Source organism: Aquincola sp. J276 (assembly GCF_024700035.1).
GTDB lineage: Bacteria > Pseudomonadota > Gammaproteobacteria > Burkholderiales > Burkholderiaceae_C > Aquincola > Aquincola tertiaricarbonis.
Genome location: NZ_JAJONC010000001.1, coordinates 818112 through 832994 on the forward strand (window position 1 = coordinate 818112; position 14883 = coordinate 832994).

At 71.1% G+C, this 14883-nt stretch carries 15 protein-coding genes and 1 pseudogene; 9 read left to right on the plus strand and 7 right to left on the minus strand.

Features of this window, described 5'->3' with window-relative positions:
- The 4 genes and pseudogenes from LRS14_RS03870 to LRS14_RS03885 all read right to left on the minus strand — a co-directional run bounded on the left by LRS14_RS03870 (nt 1) and on the right by LRS14_RS03885 (nt 3923).
- Entirely contained in the window at nt 1-384 is a 384-nt protein-coding gene (locus LRS14_RS03870; RefSeq protein WP_257798666.1) for a competence protein CoiA family protein, read from the minus strand.
- Between the two features lie 173 nt (nt 385-557).
- The gene (locus LRS14_RS03875; protein WP_257798667.1) at nt 558-809 is read right to left on the minus strand and encodes a LysR family transcriptional regulator; all 252 of its coding nucleotides are present in this window, start codon (nt 807-809) and stop codon (nt 558-560) included.
- A 272-nt stretch (nt 810-1081) separates the two neighbouring features.
- The gene (locus LRS14_RS03880; protein ID WP_046111290.1) at nt 1082-1276 is read right to left on the minus strand and encodes a YqaE/Pmp3 family membrane protein; all 195 of its coding nucleotides are present in this window, start codon (nt 1274-1276) and stop codon (nt 1082-1084) included.
- Nucleotides 1277-1312: 36 nt separating this feature from the next.
- Nucleotides 1313-3923: pseudogene (locus LRS14_RS03885) on the minus strand (excinuclease ABC subunit A).
- A 256-nt stretch (nt 3924-4179) separates the two neighbouring features.
- On the opposite strand from LRS14_RS03885, the gene LRS14_RS03890 reads away from it, so the two are divergent.
- Both LRS14_RS03890 and secD read left to right on the plus strand, forming a co-directional pair.
- The gene (locus LRS14_RS03890; protein ID WP_046111291.1) at nt 4180-4557 is read left to right on the plus strand and encodes a hypothetical protein; all 378 of its coding nucleotides are present in this window, start codon (nt 4180-4182) and stop codon (nt 4555-4557) included.
- A gap of 89 nt (nt 4558-4646) precedes the next feature.
- Nucleotides 4647-7160, plus strand: coding sequence for a protein translocase subunit SecD (gene secD, locus LRS14_RS03895; RefSeq protein WP_257798668.1), 2514 nt, complete (start codon nt 4647-4649; stop codon nt 7158-7160).
- Here secD and LRS14_RS03900 read toward each other — a convergent pair whose 3' ends face one another.
- On the minus strand, nt 7161-7388 hold the full coding sequence (locus tag LRS14_RS03900; protein WP_257798669.1) for a hypothetical protein: 228 nt from the start codon (nt 7386-7388) through the stop codon (nt 7161-7163). It abuts the gene before it with no gap.
- A gap of 75 nt (nt 7389-7463) precedes the next feature.
- Here LRS14_RS03900 and LRS14_RS03905 point away from each other — a divergent pair, with 75 nt between their 5' ends.
- Together LRS14_RS03905 and LRS14_RS03910 are read left to right on the plus strand one after the other, a co-directional pair.
- A complete protein-coding gene (locus LRS14_RS03905) occupies nt 7464-7829 on the plus strand; it encodes a c-type cytochrome (protein ID WP_257798670.1) in 366 nt (121 codons plus the stop codon).
- Nucleotides 7826-9088, plus strand: a complete 1263-nt coding sequence (locus LRS14_RS03910; RefSeq protein ID WP_257798671.1) for an NAD(P)/FAD-dependent oxidoreductase — start codon at nt 7826-7828, stop codon at nt 9086-9088. Before LRS14_RS03905 ends, LRS14_RS03910 begins: the two co-directional genes overlap by 4 nt.
- Nucleotides 9089-9091: 3 nt before the next feature.
- Here LRS14_RS03910 and LRS14_RS03915 read toward each other — a convergent pair whose 3' ends face one another.
- Nucleotides 9092-9862 (minus strand): FadR/GntR family transcriptional regulator, encoded by a 771-nt coding sequence (locus LRS14_RS03915; protein ID WP_257798672.1) that lies wholly within the window; start codon nt 9860-9862, stop codon nt 9092-9094.
- Nucleotides 9863-10033: 171 nt separating this feature from the next.
- On the opposite strand from LRS14_RS03915, the gene LRS14_RS03920 reads away from it, so the two are divergent.
- The 3 genes from LRS14_RS03920 to LRS14_RS03930 are packed head-to-tail and all read left to right on the plus strand — an operon-like array spanning nt 10034 to nt 13370.
- On the plus strand, nt 10034-11470 hold the full coding sequence (locus tag LRS14_RS03920) for an aldehyde dehydrogenase family protein (protein WP_257798673.1): 1437 nt from the start codon (nt 10034-10036) through the stop codon (nt 11468-11470).
- Between the two features lie 19 nt (nt 11471-11489).
- Complete coding sequence (locus LRS14_RS03925; protein ID WP_257798674.1) at nt 11490-12251, plus strand: SDR family oxidoreductase; 762 nt, start codon at nt 11490-11492, stop codon at nt 12249-12251.
- 24 nt (nt 12252-12275) lie between these two features.
- Entirely contained in the window at nt 12276-13370 is a 1095-nt protein-coding gene (locus LRS14_RS03930; protein ID WP_257798675.1) for a TRAP transporter substrate-binding protein, read from the plus strand.
- A 9-nt stretch (nt 13371-13379) separates the two neighbouring features.
- On the opposite strand, the gene LRS14_RS03935 is transcribed toward LRS14_RS03930, so the two are convergent.
- Nucleotides 13380-13598, minus strand: coding sequence for a glycine zipper 2TM domain-containing protein (locus LRS14_RS03935; protein WP_046111300.1), 219 nt, complete (start codon nt 13596-13598; stop codon nt 13380-13382).
- Nucleotides 13599-13740: 142 nt separating this feature from the next.
- Here LRS14_RS03935 and LRS14_RS03940 point away from each other — a divergent pair, with 142 nt between their 5' ends.
- Both LRS14_RS03940 and LRS14_RS03945 read left to right on the plus strand, forming a co-directional pair.
- A complete protein-coding gene (locus LRS14_RS03940) occupies nt 13741-14553 on the plus strand; it encodes a DUF2189 domain-containing protein (RefSeq protein ID WP_404977528.1) in 813 nt (270 codons plus the stop codon).
- Nucleotide 14554: 1 nt separating this feature from the next.
- Entirely contained in the window at nt 14555-14773 is a 219-nt protein-coding gene (locus LRS14_RS03945; protein WP_257798677.1) for a DUF2788 domain-containing protein, read from the plus strand.
- Nucleotides 14774-14883: the final 110 nt, after the last annotated feature.

Consider the following 14883-nt stretch of genomic DNA (forward strand, 5'->3'; position numbering starts at 1 on the left):
CTAGGCGAGGTTGCGGCGTTCCAGCACGTCCAGCGGCAGTTCGCTGCGCTGGATCTCGATGGCCACCGGAACGCCGCGGATCACCGCGAACACGTCGGCCACGTTGCTGCCGATGTCCTTCTCCAGCTCCACCCCGGCCACGTCCGCGGCGGCCTGCAGCGCGGTGAAGATGGCCTGCTTGCACTCCCGGTGCTGGGCGCTTTCGCCCAGGCTGCGCACGCAGTCGCCGGGCTCGGCCTGGTGGCGGAAGTGGTGAACACGGATAGCCCCCTTGACCAGCAGCGCCGGCTGGCCGCAGCCCGCACAGCGGAACGGCCCGTGCACCCGATGACTGTGGCCGGCCTGTACCTTGCGGCCGTCGGCTTGGCGGAGGGCGGTGAGCATGGGGTCTTGAACGGTTGCACAAGGGCGACGTGGTCGATTTTGAACCATACGCCAGCGCCTCATTCCGCGGCCATGGCCATGGCCCACCTTGAACGTGAAGCCGACCAGGACCTGGTGGCGGCACACCACGCCCGCGTGCGCTGCAGGCTTCACGCCTCAACGCAAAACGGTGTCTACAGCCAGTCCATCCAGCACCGCGCGCACGCGCTCAGGCAACAGGCAAGCGTGCCGGCCGTGCCTTGCGCACAGGCCGGCTGCACGGCCAGGGCGTCGAAGTCGGCCGGCAGTTGCCGGCATCGCTCGGACAGCAGCGTGCCGTCCACGGTCAGGCGAACGGTTCTCGTCGTGCGCTGGAACAGCCGCACCTGCCATGCCTGCTCCAGCCGGGCGACCGACTTGGCGACGGTGGACGGCGCGATGCCCATGTCCCACGTGTGCGCCTGGCCCTTGTCGGTGACGCACCCGCTGGTTGGACAGCGATTCGCGGGCGCGCAGGCGGGGCGGGCCCTCGCTTGGTTCAACCTGCTGCTGTTCGCGGGAGTGTTCTTCTGGCAATGGGGCTTTGGTCTCGTGATTGCCTGGCTGCAGCCTGTGCTGGGGTGGCCGATGCCTACCGGTTGGCGATGCTCATGCTGGCGTTGCTGTCGGCCCTGGGCTACCTCGTCTTCATTTCGAGATCCGGGCCGGGGTCGCGCCCTCAGCCCCGCCGGCCCAGCGCCTTCTCGATCTTCTGATCGGTCTTGTACTGGCTCAGCGCATACACCGCCCAGATGGTGGCGGGCAGCCAGCCGATCAGCGTGACCTGCAGGACCAGGCAGATCACGCCGGCAATGGGCCGGCCGATGGTGAAGAAGGTGAGCCAGGGCAGGAGGAGGGCGATCAGCAGGCGCATGGACGTGGTTGTGCAATGAAGGGGTGATGCCCCATCTTAAGCACCGCCCACCAGCGGCCGCAGGTAGGGCCCGGTGCGGCTGCCCTCGGCCTTCGCCACCTCGGCCGGCGTGCCGGCGGCCACGATGCGCCCGCCTTGGTCGCCGCCGCCCGGGCCCATGTCGATCACCCAGTCGCAACCCGCCACCACGCGCAGGTCATGCTCCACCAGCACCACGGTGTTGCCGGCTTCCACCAGCTGCTGCAGCTGGGCCATCAGCCGGTCGACGTCGGCCGGATGCAGGCCGGTGGTGGGTTCGTCCAGCACATACAGCGCATCGCCGCGCTGGGCCCGCTGCAGCTCGGTGGCCAGCTTGATGCGCTGCGCCTCGCCGCCCGACAGCTCGGTGGCGGGCTGGCCCAGCCGCAGGTAACCCAGGCCGATGTCCCGCAGCAGCGCCAGCGGACGGGCCACCGCGGCATCCTCGGCGAAGAAGTCCAGCGCTTCCTCCACCGTCATCGCCAGCACCTCGGCGATGTTGCGGCCGCGCAGCGTCACCTGCAACGTGGCCTCGTTGAAGCGCTGGCCGTGGCAGGTGGGGCAGGGCGCGTACACGCTGGGCATGAACAGCAGCTCCACCGAGACGAAGCCCTCGCCCTCGCAGGTGGTGCAGCGGCCCTTGGCCACGTTGAAGGAGAAGCGGCCGGCGTCGTAGTGCCGCCGGCGCGCGGCCGGCGTGGCCGCGAACAGCTTGCGCACCGCATCGAACAGGCCGGTGTAAGTCGCCAGGTTGGAACGCGGCGTGCGGCCGATGGGCTTCTGGTCGACCTGCACCAGGCGCTTGATGCGCTTCAAAGCGGCTGCGTCGACACGGCCCTCGGCCCGCACCGCCACCTCGGCCTGCAGCGGATCGGGGTCCTCGTCCGCGGGCGGCTCGGCAGGCTCGCCGCCTAGGTGCGCCTGCATCAGGCCCACCAGCGCCTGCGTCACCAGGCTGGACTTGCCGGAGCCGGACACGCCGGTCACCGCCGTCAACGCACCCAGCGGGAAGCTTGCCGCCACGTTGCGCAGGTTGTTCAGCGTCACGCCGTGCAGCGCCAGCCAGTCCGCCGGCGCGCGCGGCGTGCGCCGCACTGCGGCTTCTTCGGCGAAGAGGTAGCGCGCGGTGTGCGACGCGACCACCTGCCTCAGGCCCTGGGGCGGCCCGCTGTACAGCACCTGGCCGCCGCGTTCGCCGGCGTCCGGGCCCACGTCCACCAGCCAATCGGCGCGGCGCATCATGCCCAGGTCGTGCTCCACCACGAAGATGGAATTGCCGGACTGCTTGAGCTGCTCCAGCGCCGACATCAGCGCCTCGTTGTCGGCCGGGTGCAGGCCGGCGGAGGGCTCGTCCAGCACGTACACCACGCCGAACAGGTTGGAGCGGATCTGCGTGGCCAGCCGCAGCCGCTGCAGCTCGCCGGGGGACAGGCCCGGCGTTGCCCGGTCCAGCGACAGGTAGCCCAGGCCCAGCTGCTGCAGCGTACGGATGCGCGACAGCAGCTCGGCAGCGATGCGCTGCGCGGCGATGCGCTTTTCCTCCGACAGGTTGGGCGTGCGCCGCGCGTCGTTGGCCGCCGCATGGGCCGAGCCGCCAGCGGCCACGCGGCGTGCGGTGTCGGCGCGGGCGGCCTCGCGGCTGAGCACCGGGTTGCGCCGCGGCGCCTCGGTCTTGAACTCGCCGCGGGCCGCGGGCGCCAACGCCTCGGCCACGCCATCCAGCGGCATCTGCTGCAGCGCGCCGATGTCCAGCCCGGCGAAGGTGACGGACAGCGACTCGGGCTTGAGCCGCTTGCCGTGGCACAGCGGGCAGGGGCTGGCCCGCATGTAGCGGGCGGCGCGACGCTTCATCAGCGCGCTGTGGGAATGGCTGAAGGTGTGCAGCACATGCTTGCGCGCGCCGATGAAGGTGCCCTGGTAGCTGGGCTCCAGCTTGCGGCGCAGGGCCTCGCGCGTCTGCGCGGGCGTGAGGCCGGCGTATACCGGCACGGTGGGCTGCTCGTCGGTGAAGAGGATCCAGTCGCGCGTCTCGCGCGGCAGGTCGCGCCAGGGCATGTCGACGTCGTGGCCCATCGTCACCAGGATGTCGCGCAGGTTCTGGCCCTGCCAGGCCAGTGGGCCACGCGGCCACCGCGCGCTCGCGGATGGTGAGCGAATCGTCCGGCACCATGGTGCGCTCGCTCACCTCGAACACGCGGCCGACGCCGTGGCACTCGGGGCAGGCGCCTTGCGGCGTGTTGGGCGAGAAGTCTTCGGCGTAGAGCATCGGCTGCCCGGGCGGGTAGCTGCCGGCGCGCGAATACAGCAGCCGCAGCGAGCTCGACAAGGTGGTGACGCTGCCCACCGACGAGCGTGCATTGGGCGTGCCGCGCTGCTGCTGCAGCGAGACCGCGGGCGGCAGGCCATCGATGCTGTCCACGTCCGGCACGCCCACCTGGTCGATCAGCCGCCGCGCATAGGGCGAGACCGACTCGAAATAACGCCGCTGCGCCTCGGCGTAGAGGGTGCCGAAGGCCAGCGACGACTTGCCCGAGCCCGACACGCCCGTGAACACCACCAGCGCATCACGCGGGATGTCGACGTCCACGTCCTTCAGGTTGTGTTCACGCGCGCCACGCACGCGGACCATGGCGGCTGCGGCGCGCGGTGGCGGGGGTGGCAAGGAATCTGGTTGCAAGCGGGCAGTCCCATGAAGCGGCAGCGTGTAGTAGGCAATCATCGCGCCGCCCTCCAATAATTGACATAATCTTGATTGTGGCAGCAGAACCATCCCGAAGGCACGCGCTCCAAGCGCCTCCGATGCCATCGCCTACAGTCCCGGCGTGAACCGCCCGCACCAATCCCTTCATGCCCCGGCGCCGGCCGCCGCATGGCTGCGTGCAGCGATGTTCGTGCTGCTGGCGTGGCTGGGCGTCCTGTGCGCAGGCCTGGGCGCCAGTGTCGGTCTGGCGTCGCACACGCTGGCGGGCAAGCTGTCGGCGCATGTGCAGCCCATGCAGCGGCCGACCAGTGCCTCCGGGGCGTCGCAGGTCACGCGTTCGGCGCGTCGGCACGATACCGCGCAGGTTGCCGCAATGCGGTTGCCGGACGCGCGCTGGACCCACGCCGTGCTGGATGCCGGCATGGACGCGCTGCCCTCGGCCGTCTTCCGCCTGCCGGTGCTGGCGCAGCAGGCCGCCCAGCCGCCGCCGGTCACCGGGCCGCCGCGGTCGCGGCAACCTGCGCGCGCGCACCGCAGCCGCGCACCGCCTTCGCTGGCCTGACGACCCGCGCGCACCGCTGCGCGCGACCTTCGCCTTCCTGAAGCCGGCGTGCCCGGGCCCTGGCCCGCGTGCGCCCGTCAAAGCCATCGATGAAAAACTCACCCTCCCTGGTGGCCCTGTACCTGGCCATCATCCTTGCCGGCCTGCTGTTGGCCTTGCCCAATGTGCTGCCCGCCTCCCTGCTGGAGCGCTGGCCCGCCTTCCTCCCGCAAAAGACAGTGGCCCTGGGCCTGGACCTGCGCGGCGGCTCCCACCTCGTGCTGGAAGTGGACGGCAGCGAGCTGCGCCGCGAGCGCCTGCGCACCCTGGGCGAAGACGCCCGCCGCCTGCTGCGCGAAGCCGACATCCCCTGGCGCAGCGTGGAGCCGGCCGCACGGGGCGTGGCCATCACCTTGCGCTCGGCGGCGCAGCAAGACCGTGCGCTGGAACTCATGCGCACGCTGTCGCAACCCGTCGGCGCAGCGCGGCAGGACCTGGCAGTGTCGCGCCGAGGCGGCGACGCCGTCGACGTGCTGCTCACCGAGGAGGGCCTGCACCAGTCGGTCGGCCGCGCCGTGGAGCAGAGCCTCGAAGTGATCCGCCAGCGGGTGGACCAGGTGGGCGTGGCCGAGCCCACCATCCAGCGCATCGGCGCCGACCGCATCCTGGTGCAATTGCCCGGCCTGCAGGACCCGGCGCAGCTGCGCGCCCTGCTGGGCTCCACCGCCAAGATGAGCTTCCACCTGCTGGGCGACGGAAACGGCAACGGCACCGACGGCGTGCGCACCCTGCGCGATGCCCAGGGCAACAGCTACCCGGTGAACCTGCGGGTGGAGCTGGGCGGCGACCGCCTCTCCGACGCCAGCGCCGGCTTCGATCCCGAGACCCGCGAGCCGGTGGTCAACTTCCGCTTCGACCGCACCGGCGCGCGTGAATTCGCGGCCATCACGCAGGCCAAGGTGGGCCGGGCCTTCGCCATCGTGCTGGATGGCCAGGTGCTGAGCGCGCCGGTCATCCGCGAGCCCATCACCGGCGGCTCGGGCCAGATCTCCGGCAGCTTCACGGTGCAGGAGGCCACCACGCTGTCGGCGCTGCTGCGCGCCGGCGCCCTGCCCGCCAAGCTCACGGTGATCGAGGAGCGCAGCGTGGGCGCCGACCTGGGTGCGGACGTGATCGAGCGTGGCGTGCAGGCCGGCATCGGTGCCTTCGTGCTGGTGTGCCTGTTCCTCTTCCTGCTGTATGGCGGCTGGGGCCTGGTGGCCAACGTGGCGCTGTCGCTCAACGTGGTGCTCACCGTGGCCGGCATGAGCCTGCTGGGAGCCACGCTCACCCTGCCCGGCATCGCCGGCATCGTGCTGGGCATCGGGCTGGCGGTGGATGCCAACGTGCTGATCAACGAGCGCATCCGGGAGGAGACCCTGCGCGGCCGGCCCGCGCTGGCCGCCATCGACGCCGGTTTCCGGCGGGCCTACGCCACCATCATGGACAGCAACGTCACCGCGCTGATCGCCACGGTGCTGCTGTTCTGGTTCGGCTCCGGTCCGGTGCGCGGCTTCGCGGTGACCATGGCGCTGGGCATCGTCATCTCGATGTTCACCGCGGTGTCGGTGGTCAAGGTGATGATGCTGTCCATCGCCCGCCGCCGGCGGCTGAAGACCCTGCAGATCCGGCCGCTGCTGGGCTTTCGCCCGGTGCCCGACGGCACGCGCTTCGACTTCATGAAGACCCGCTTGATCGGCTTCGGACTGGCGGCGGCGCTGGTGCTGGGCTCGTTGCTGCTGCTGCTGCGGCCGGGGCTGGATTTCGGCATCGACTTCCGCGGCGGCATCCAGGTGGAAGTGGCCACCAGCGCCCCGGCCGACCTGTCGCGCTACCGCGCGCAGCTCGACGGGCTGGGCCTGGGCGAGGTTTCGCTGCAGACGATGGACGGTGAAGGCCGGCTGCTGGTGCGGCTGGAGCAGCAACCCGGCGGCGAAGCCCGCCAGACCGAGGCGGTGGAGCGCCTGAAGACCGCGGTGCAGGCGATCGACCCCGGAGCCCGCTTCGAGCGCACCGAGGTGGTCGGCCCCAAGGTCAGCGGCGAGCTGGCCACCGCCGGCGTGCTGGCCGTCATCCTCGCCAGCATCGCGATGCTCATCTACATCTGGGTGCGCTTCGAGTGGCCGTTCGCGGTGGGCGCGATCCTGACGCTGGTGCTGGACGTGGTGCTGACGCTGGGCCTGTTCGCATGGACGGGGCTGGACTTCAGCCTCACCGCCATCGCCGCGCTGCTGACGCTGGTGGGCTATTCGGTCAACGACAAGGTGGTGGTGTACGACCGCATGCGGGAGAACCTGCGCGCGCGGCGCGAACTGCCGCTGCGCGAGGCCATCAACCTGTCGATCAACCAGACGCTCACGCGCAGCCTCTACACCTCCGTCACCGCCTTCCTGGCGGTGCTGCCGCTGGCGCTGTGGGGTGGCGCGGCGGTGGCCAGCTTCGCGGTGCCGATGGCCTTCGGCATCGTGATCGCGGCGGCCACGTCGGTGTTCATCGCGGCGCCCATCCTGCTGCTGCTGGGCGACTGGCGCGGCCGCCGGGGCAAGGCGATGTTTGCGGCCGCCGCGCCGGCACCGGCGCCTTAGTCAGGCGTGGGCGGCCTCCAGCCCCACCAGCGGCTGGTAGGCCGCCGTCTCCATGTCCATGTAGCCCACAAACGACGCCGGATCAAGGTCCTGCCCGTGGTAGCGGCAGCTGCGCTGGCTGACGCCATGCCAGCCGAGATCGTCGCTGGCGCACAGGATCTCGCCCGGCACCCACACCGGCAGTTCGGCATGGCCGATGACGGGCGGGCCGGGGGCAGACGATGTCAATGCGGGTTGGCCCCGGCAGCGGCGCGGCCGGCCGCGGGCGCGGCAAGCAGTAAGCTGGACCGAAGGAAGTCAACCATGTCGCCATCGGCCGCTGCACCGTTTGTCTACCGGCTTCGTCGCACCGCGGCGGGGCTCCTGCTGGCGGCGGCCGCCGTGGCGGTGCAGGCGCAGCCCGCCCCGGCAGCTGACGCATCGCGCATCGCACTGCACGCGCTGGCCGCCACCTGCGCCAACTGCCACGGCAGCGAAGGCCGCCCGGCCGACGCAGCAATGCCGCCGCTGGCCAGGCTGCCGCCGGCCTTCGTGGTGGCGCAGATGCGGGCCTTCCGCAGCGGCGAGCGGCCGGCCACGGTGATGCACCAGATCGCCCGCGGCTACACCGAGGCGCAGGTGCAGGCCCTGGCCGGCTACTTCGCCAGCCTGCCGGGGCCGGCGCGGTGAGGCGACGCAGCTTCATCGCCGGCGGCGCGCTGGTGGCCGGCGTGGGCTGCGCCGGCGTGGCGCCGCGGGCACCGGCACGGGTGGTGGTGATCGGTGGCGGCTTTGGCGGCGCCACCGCGGCGCGCTACATCCGGCTGCTGTCGGAAGGGCAGGTGCAGGTCACGCTGGTGGAGCCGCAGGCGGCCTTCGTCTCCTGCCCGGTGTCCAACCTGGTGGTGGGTGGGCTGAAGACGCTGGCCGACATCACCCTGCCCTACGACACCCTGGTGCGGCGCCATGGCGTGCAGTGGCTGCGCGACAGCGCCGTGGCCATCGACGTCGATCGCCGCAGCGTGCACCTGGCGGGTGGCCAGCGCATCGGCTACGACCGGCTGGTGCTGTCGCCCGGCGTGCAGCTGATGCCGGACCGCATCGAGGGCCTGCCGCAGGCGCATGCCGAAGGACGCGTGCTGCATGCCTGGAAGGCCGGGCCCGAGACCGCCGCGCTGCACCGGCAGCTGCAGGCCCTGCCCGATGGCGGCGTGTTTGCCATCACCGTGCCGCTGGCGCCCTACCGCTGCCCGCCCGGGCCCTATGAACGGGCCAGCCTGGTGGCCGACTGGCTGCGGCTGCACAAGCCACGCGCCAAGGTGCTGGTGCTGGACGCCAACGACGACGTGGTGTCCAAGCCCGCGCTGTTCAAGCAGGCCTGGGCCGAGCTGCATGCGGGCCGCCTGGAGTACCGGCCGCAGCATGCGCTGGCCGGCGTGGACGCGGCGCGCGGCCTGCTGCGCTTCGAGGTGCAGGCCGACGTGCGGGCCGACGTGCTCAACGTGCTGCCGCCGATGCGTGCCGGCGACATCGCGGTGGCCAGCGGGCTGGCCACGGTGAACGGCCGCTGGTGCCCGGTGCGCTGGCGCAGCTTCGAGTCGGTGCATGCGCCCGGCGTGCATGTGCTGGGCGATGCGGTACAGGCCGCGGCGCAGATGCCCAAGTCGGGCCACATGGCCAACAACCATGCCAAGGTGGCCGCGGCCGCCATCGTCGCCGAGCTGGCCGGCCTGCCGCCGCCGGCCGAGCCGATGCTGACCAACACCTGCTACAGCCTGGTGAGCGCGACCGAGGCCATCCACGTGGCCAGCGTGCACCGCTACGACGCGGCCTCGCAAACCTTCAACGTGGTGCCGGGCTCGGGCGGCGTGTCGGCCATGCGCTCGGCGCAGGAAGCGCGGCTGGCCGAAGCCTGGGCGCGCAACACCTGGGCCGACATGCTGGGCTGACGCTCAGATCGACGGCTCCAGCGCCAGCATGCGCACCCGCGCGTTCTCGACATGGGCACGCATGCAGCGGCGGGCGCCCTCGGCGTCCTGCGCCTCGATCAGCGCATACAGCGCGCGGTGCTCGTCCAGCGCCTCCTGCGTGCGGCGCCAGGGCTTCATGTGGGCCAGGTGGCGCCACAGGTTCACCGCGCGGCTCACGTCGTACTCCAGCATCTTGAGCACGCCCACCAGCCGCGGGTTGGCGGTGGCCTGCGCGATGGCCTCGTGGAAGCCGTAGTCGAAATGGTGCGCCACGTCGCCGCGCGCATGGGCCTGCTCGAAGCCGTCGAGCATCTGCCGCATGCGGGCCAGGTCGGGCGGCTGGCGGCGCAGTGCGGCCAGCGCGGCGCATTCGGGCTCCACCATCAGCCGCAGCTCGATGCCATGCAGGATGTGGCTCAGGTCGGCCGCCGTGCTGCGCGCTGACTGGCTGGCCGAGGCCGCCGCAGCCGGCTGCGTGGCCACGTAGCTGCCCGAGCCGCGCACCGACTGCACCAGCCGTTCCGCACGCAGCCGGTCCAGCGCCTGTCGCACCACCGGGCGCGAGACCTGGAAGGTCTCGGCCAGCGCCAGCTCCGACGGCAGCCGGGCGCCCGCGGCCAGCTGGCCGGTCATGATCGAGTGGAACAGGCTGTCGTACACCCGTTCGGCAAAGCGCTCGTTGCGCAGCGGGCGCACGGGCGCCACCGCCGGGCCGCTGGCGTGCGCATCGTCGGAAGCTTCGTGTCGAGACATGGCTGCAGGGGATGCAAAAGCTGTCTGCCAGGCTGACAGCATGCGGTGCGGACGGGGCCCGGTCGCTCAGGGAATCCACCGAGCAAAAGCAGTCAATAGCACTGACAACTTGCCCGGGCCCGAACCTATGATGGTCCGCACCCCCATGAAGAACACACGCAGGAGACCAGCGTGAAGCAGCACTTCATCGACAATCGCGCGGTGGCGCCGTCCCGCGGCGAGCGCATCCCGGTGCTCGATCCCTCCGACGGCCAGCCTTTCGAGGAACTGGCCCGCGGCAATGCGGCCGACATCGACCTGGCGGTGCAGGCTGCCCGCCGCGCCTACGACGTCGGCCCCTGGGGCCGCATGCCCGCGGCAGAACGCGGCCGGTTGCTGCAGCGGCTGTCGGCCAGGCTGGCCGACCATGCCGAGGAACTGGCCGCCCTCGAGGCCCGCGACTGCGGCAAGCCGCTCAAGCAGGCCCGCGCCGATGCGGCGGCCATCGCCCGCTACTTCGAGTTCTATGCCGGCGCAGCCGACAAGCTGCATGGCGAAACCCTGCCCTACCAGGCCGGCTACACCGTGCTGACGCTGCGCGAGCCGCACGGCGTCACCGGCCACATCGTGCCCTGGAACTATCCGCTGCAGATCTTCGGCCGCAGCGTGGGCGGCTCCCTGGCTGCGGGCAATGCCTGCGTGGTCAAGCCGGCGGAAGATGCCTGCCTGTCGCTGCTGCGCGTGGCCGAGCTGGCGGCCGAGGTGGGCTTGCCGCCGGGCGTGCTGAACATCGTCACCGGCTATGGCCATGAGGCGGGCGACGCACTGGTGCGGCATCCGGGCATCGACCATGTGTCCTTCACCGGCTCGCCCGCCATCGGTCAGGTGGTGGTGCGGGCCGCTGCCGAGCACCACACGCCGGTGACGCTGGAGCTGGGCGGCAAGTCGCCGCAGATCGTGTTCGACGATGCGGACGTGGACAGGATGCTGCCCGTGGTGATCAATGCCATCGTGCAGAACGCCGGCCAGACCTGCTCCGCCGGCAGCCGGCTGCTGGTGCAGCGCAAGTTGTATGGACAAGTGCTGGAACGCCTGGGCGAGGCCTTCGGCCGCCTGCGCGTGGGCAGCGCCACCATGGACCTGGACTGCGGGCCGCTGATCCGCCGGAGCCAGCTGCAGCGCGTGGCCGGCTTCATCGACGAGGCGCGTGCGGACGGCCTGCCGATCGTGGCCCAGGGCCGCATCGAGCCTGGCGTGCCGGCCGGCGGTTTCTACCAGGTGCCCACGCTGCTGCGCGACGTGCCGCCCGGCCACCGGCTGGCGCAGCAGGAGGTGTTCGGCCCGGTGCTGGCCGCCCTGCCCTTCGACACCGAGGACGACGCGGTGCGCATCGCCAACGGCACGCCCTACGGCCTGGTGGCCAGCGTATGGACCCGCGACGGCGGCCGCCAGTTGCGCATGGCGCGGCGGGTGCGGGCCGGCCAGGTGTTCGTCAACAACTACGGCGCCGGCGGCGGCGTGGAGCTGCCCTTCGGCGGCGTGAAGGCCAGCGGCCATGGCCGCGAGAAGGGCTTCGAGGCGCTGTATGCCTTCACCGTGCTCAAGACGGTGGCCATCCAACATGACTAGACAAGCAGGAGACCAGCGAATGCGTGTGCAGGGCAAGTCCATCATCGTCACCGGTTCGGGCGGTGGCATCGGCGAAGGCATCGCGCGGCGCCTGGCCGCCGAGGGCGGGCGCGTGGTGGTCAACGACGTGAACGAGGCGGCCGGCCGCCGGGTGTGCGAGGCCATCGTGGCCGAAGGCGGCAGCGCCACCTTCGTGAAGGCCGACGTCACGAAGACGGCCGAGATGCAGGCGCTGGTGGCCGCCGCGGTGCAGGCCTTCGGCCGGCTCGACGTGATGGTGAACAACGCCGGCTGGACGCACCGCAACCGGCCGATGCTGGAAGTGAGCGAGGAAGACTTCGACAGGCTCTACGCCATCAACGTCAAGAGCATCTACCTCTCCGCGCTGCATGCGGTGCCGGTGATGCGCGGCCAAGGCGGCGGCAGCATCATCAACATCGCCTCCACCGCCGGCGTGCGGCCGCGGCCGGGCCTGACCTGGTACAACGGATCGAAGGGCGCGGTGATCACCACCAGCAAGTCGATGGCGGCCGAGCTGGGCCCGGACAACATCCGGGTCAACTGCATCAACCCGGTGTTCAACCCCGATACCGCGCTGTCGGCGGAGTTTGCCGGCGGCCCGGTGGACGAGGCCCGACGCGCCAGGTTCCTGGCCACCATCCCGCTCGGGCGCTTCAGCACCGCGCTGGATGTGGCCAATGCCGCGCTGTACCTGGCCAGCGACGAGGCCTCGTTCATCTCGGGCGTGTGCATCGAGGTCGATGGCGCCCGCTGCGTCTAGTCCAACAACACAGGAGACCCCCGCATGCAACGCAGGAAGTTCATCACCCGCAGCGCCCTCGGCGCCACCACCGCCGCCTCGCTGGCCGCACCGGCGCTGGCCCAGGGCCAGCACCCCGAGATCCGCTGGCGCCTGGCCAGCAGCTATCCGAAGACGCTGGACACCATCTACGGTGCGGTGGACCTCGCCGTCAAGCGCGTGGCCGAGCTGACCGACGGCCGCTTCAGGATCAGCCTGCACGGCGCCGGCGAGCTGGTGCCGCCGCTGCAGGTGCTGGACGCGGTGATGGACGGCACCGTGGAAGCCGGCCACAGCGCCAGCTACTTCTACATCGGCCGCGACCCCGCCTTCGGCTTCGGCACAGCGATGCCCTTCGGCCTGAACACCCGCGGCCAGAACGCCTGGCTGTACGAGGGCGGCGGCAACGACGTGCTCAACGAGTTCTATGCCGGCTTCGGCCTGTACCACCTGCCCATCGGCAACACCGGCGCCCAGATGGCCGGCTGGTACCGCAAGGAGATCAAGACGGTCGACGACCTCAAGGGCCTGAAGTTCCGCATCGGCGGGCTGGGCGGCATGGTGCTGTCCAAGCTGGGCGTGGTGCCGCAGCAGCTGGCCGCGGGCGACCTCTACCCGTCACTGGAAAAAGGCGTGATCGACGCGGCCGAGTTCGTGGGCCCTTACGACGACGAGAAACTGGGCCTGCACAAGGTGGCCAAGTTCTACTACTACCCGGGCTGGTGGGAGGGCTCGGCCACGCTGCCGCTGTTCATCAACCAGAAGGCCTGGGCGGCGCTGCCCGCTGCCTACCAGGCGGCGGTGAAGGCGGCCTCGGCCGAGGCCAACCAGTGGAGCACCGCCAAGTACGACATCGGCAACCCGGCGGCGCTCAAGCGGCTGGTCAGCGGCGGTGCGCAGCTGCGCGCCTTTCCGAAGCCGGTGATGGATGCAAGCTTCACCGCGGCCGGGCAGCTCTACCAGGAGCTGGCCGAGAAAAGCCCGGCCTTCCGCAAGATCCACGCGCACTGGTCTAAGTTCAGGGACGAACAGCTGCTGTGGCAGCAGTTCTGCGAGCAGCCGTTCGACACCTACATGGCCAGCACGCGCCGGCGTTCCTAGCCTGCGCGATCAGCTGCAGCGGCCGCCGGCGCCCAGCACGCCACCCACCACCGCACCGCCCACGGTGCCGGCGGTGCTGCCGCCGCTGAGCACCGAGCCGGCGACGCCGCCTACGCCGGCGCCCACAGCGGTGCCCTTCTGGCAGTCGCTCATGCTGGAGCAGCCAGTGGCCAAGGCCGCCGTCACCAGGCCAGCCACCAGGATCGCGCCACGTTGAAGGGTGTTCATGCAGGTCTCCTTGAAAGTGATGCAGGGAGCTTAGGAGCGCCCGCGCGCGAGGGCCAGAAGCACACGCCGCAGTGCCGTGTAAGACAGTCCCCACACCGGTTGGCTTTGGCATGACGCGCATCAAGCCCGCCCCGGCCGCTGCATGCCAGCATGGCGGATGACCCGACCGCTCGCGCCCCGCGCCCTCCAAGACTCCCGACGCCTGGGCGTGCGCCCGGTGCCGGTCCTGCAACCGTTGCGCTGGCTGGCATTGGGCTGGCGCGACCTTCGACGCTGCCCCCTGCCCGGCCTGCTGCACGGGCTGGCGCTGGCCGTCTTCGGCATCGTGCTGGCCCTGGTGGCACACCGGCACTTCTGGCTGCTCACCGGGGCCTTCACCGGCTTCCTGCTGGTGGGTCCGCTGCTGGCCACGGGCCTGTATGCCATCAGCCGCGCGCTGGAGCATGGCGAGCCCGCGGCCCTGGCCACGGCCATGCGCGCCTGGTATCCCGACGACGGCCGGCTGGTGGTGTTCGGCGTGCTGCTGGCCTTTGCCGGCACCGGCTGGGTGGTCACCTCCGCCGGGCTGATCACCGGGCTGTCGCCGTATCCGGTCAACAACCCGATGGACTTCCTGCGCCATGTGGTGCTGGCAGAGCACGGCCATGTGTTCGAGGCCTGGGTCGCGCTGGGCGCGCTGCTGGCCGCGCCGGTCTTCGCCTCCAGCGTGGTGGCCATGCCGCTGCTGCTGGACCGCCGCGTGGGCGTGCTGGGCGCGGTGCTCACCAGCTGGCGGGTGGTGCTGGAGAACCCGGTGCCAATGGCCCTGTGGGCGGTGCTGCTGACCGCACTGACGGTGCTGGGCATGCTGCCGTTGCTGCTGGGGCTGGTATTCGTCGCGCCCTGGCTGGCACATGCCAGCTGGCATGCCTATCGGGACCTGGTGGTGCCCGCCGGCTCCGTGGAGCACGCCTGACATGTTCGGCTACAGCGAAGAGCAGTTCGCATGGTTCGGCATGACCTTCGGCCTCGGCGCCTTCATGCTCTACATGGTGTTCATCATCCTGAACCTGGCCCGCGAATCCAAGGCCGGCCGCTTCGGTACCTTCGTGCTGCTGCTGGGGCTCGGCCTGGGGCTGGTGGGCTTCGCGGCCAAGGGGGTGATCAGGTTCTTCCTGTCGGGCATCGCTGAGTAGGCTTGTGCGCTTCCGGGCGCAGAGAGGCTTCTGCGCGGAGCCAAAGCCGCCTCGACTGCACGGACGTGCACTCGATGCGGCAGCGAGCCCGGTGCACCTCCCACCTGGGA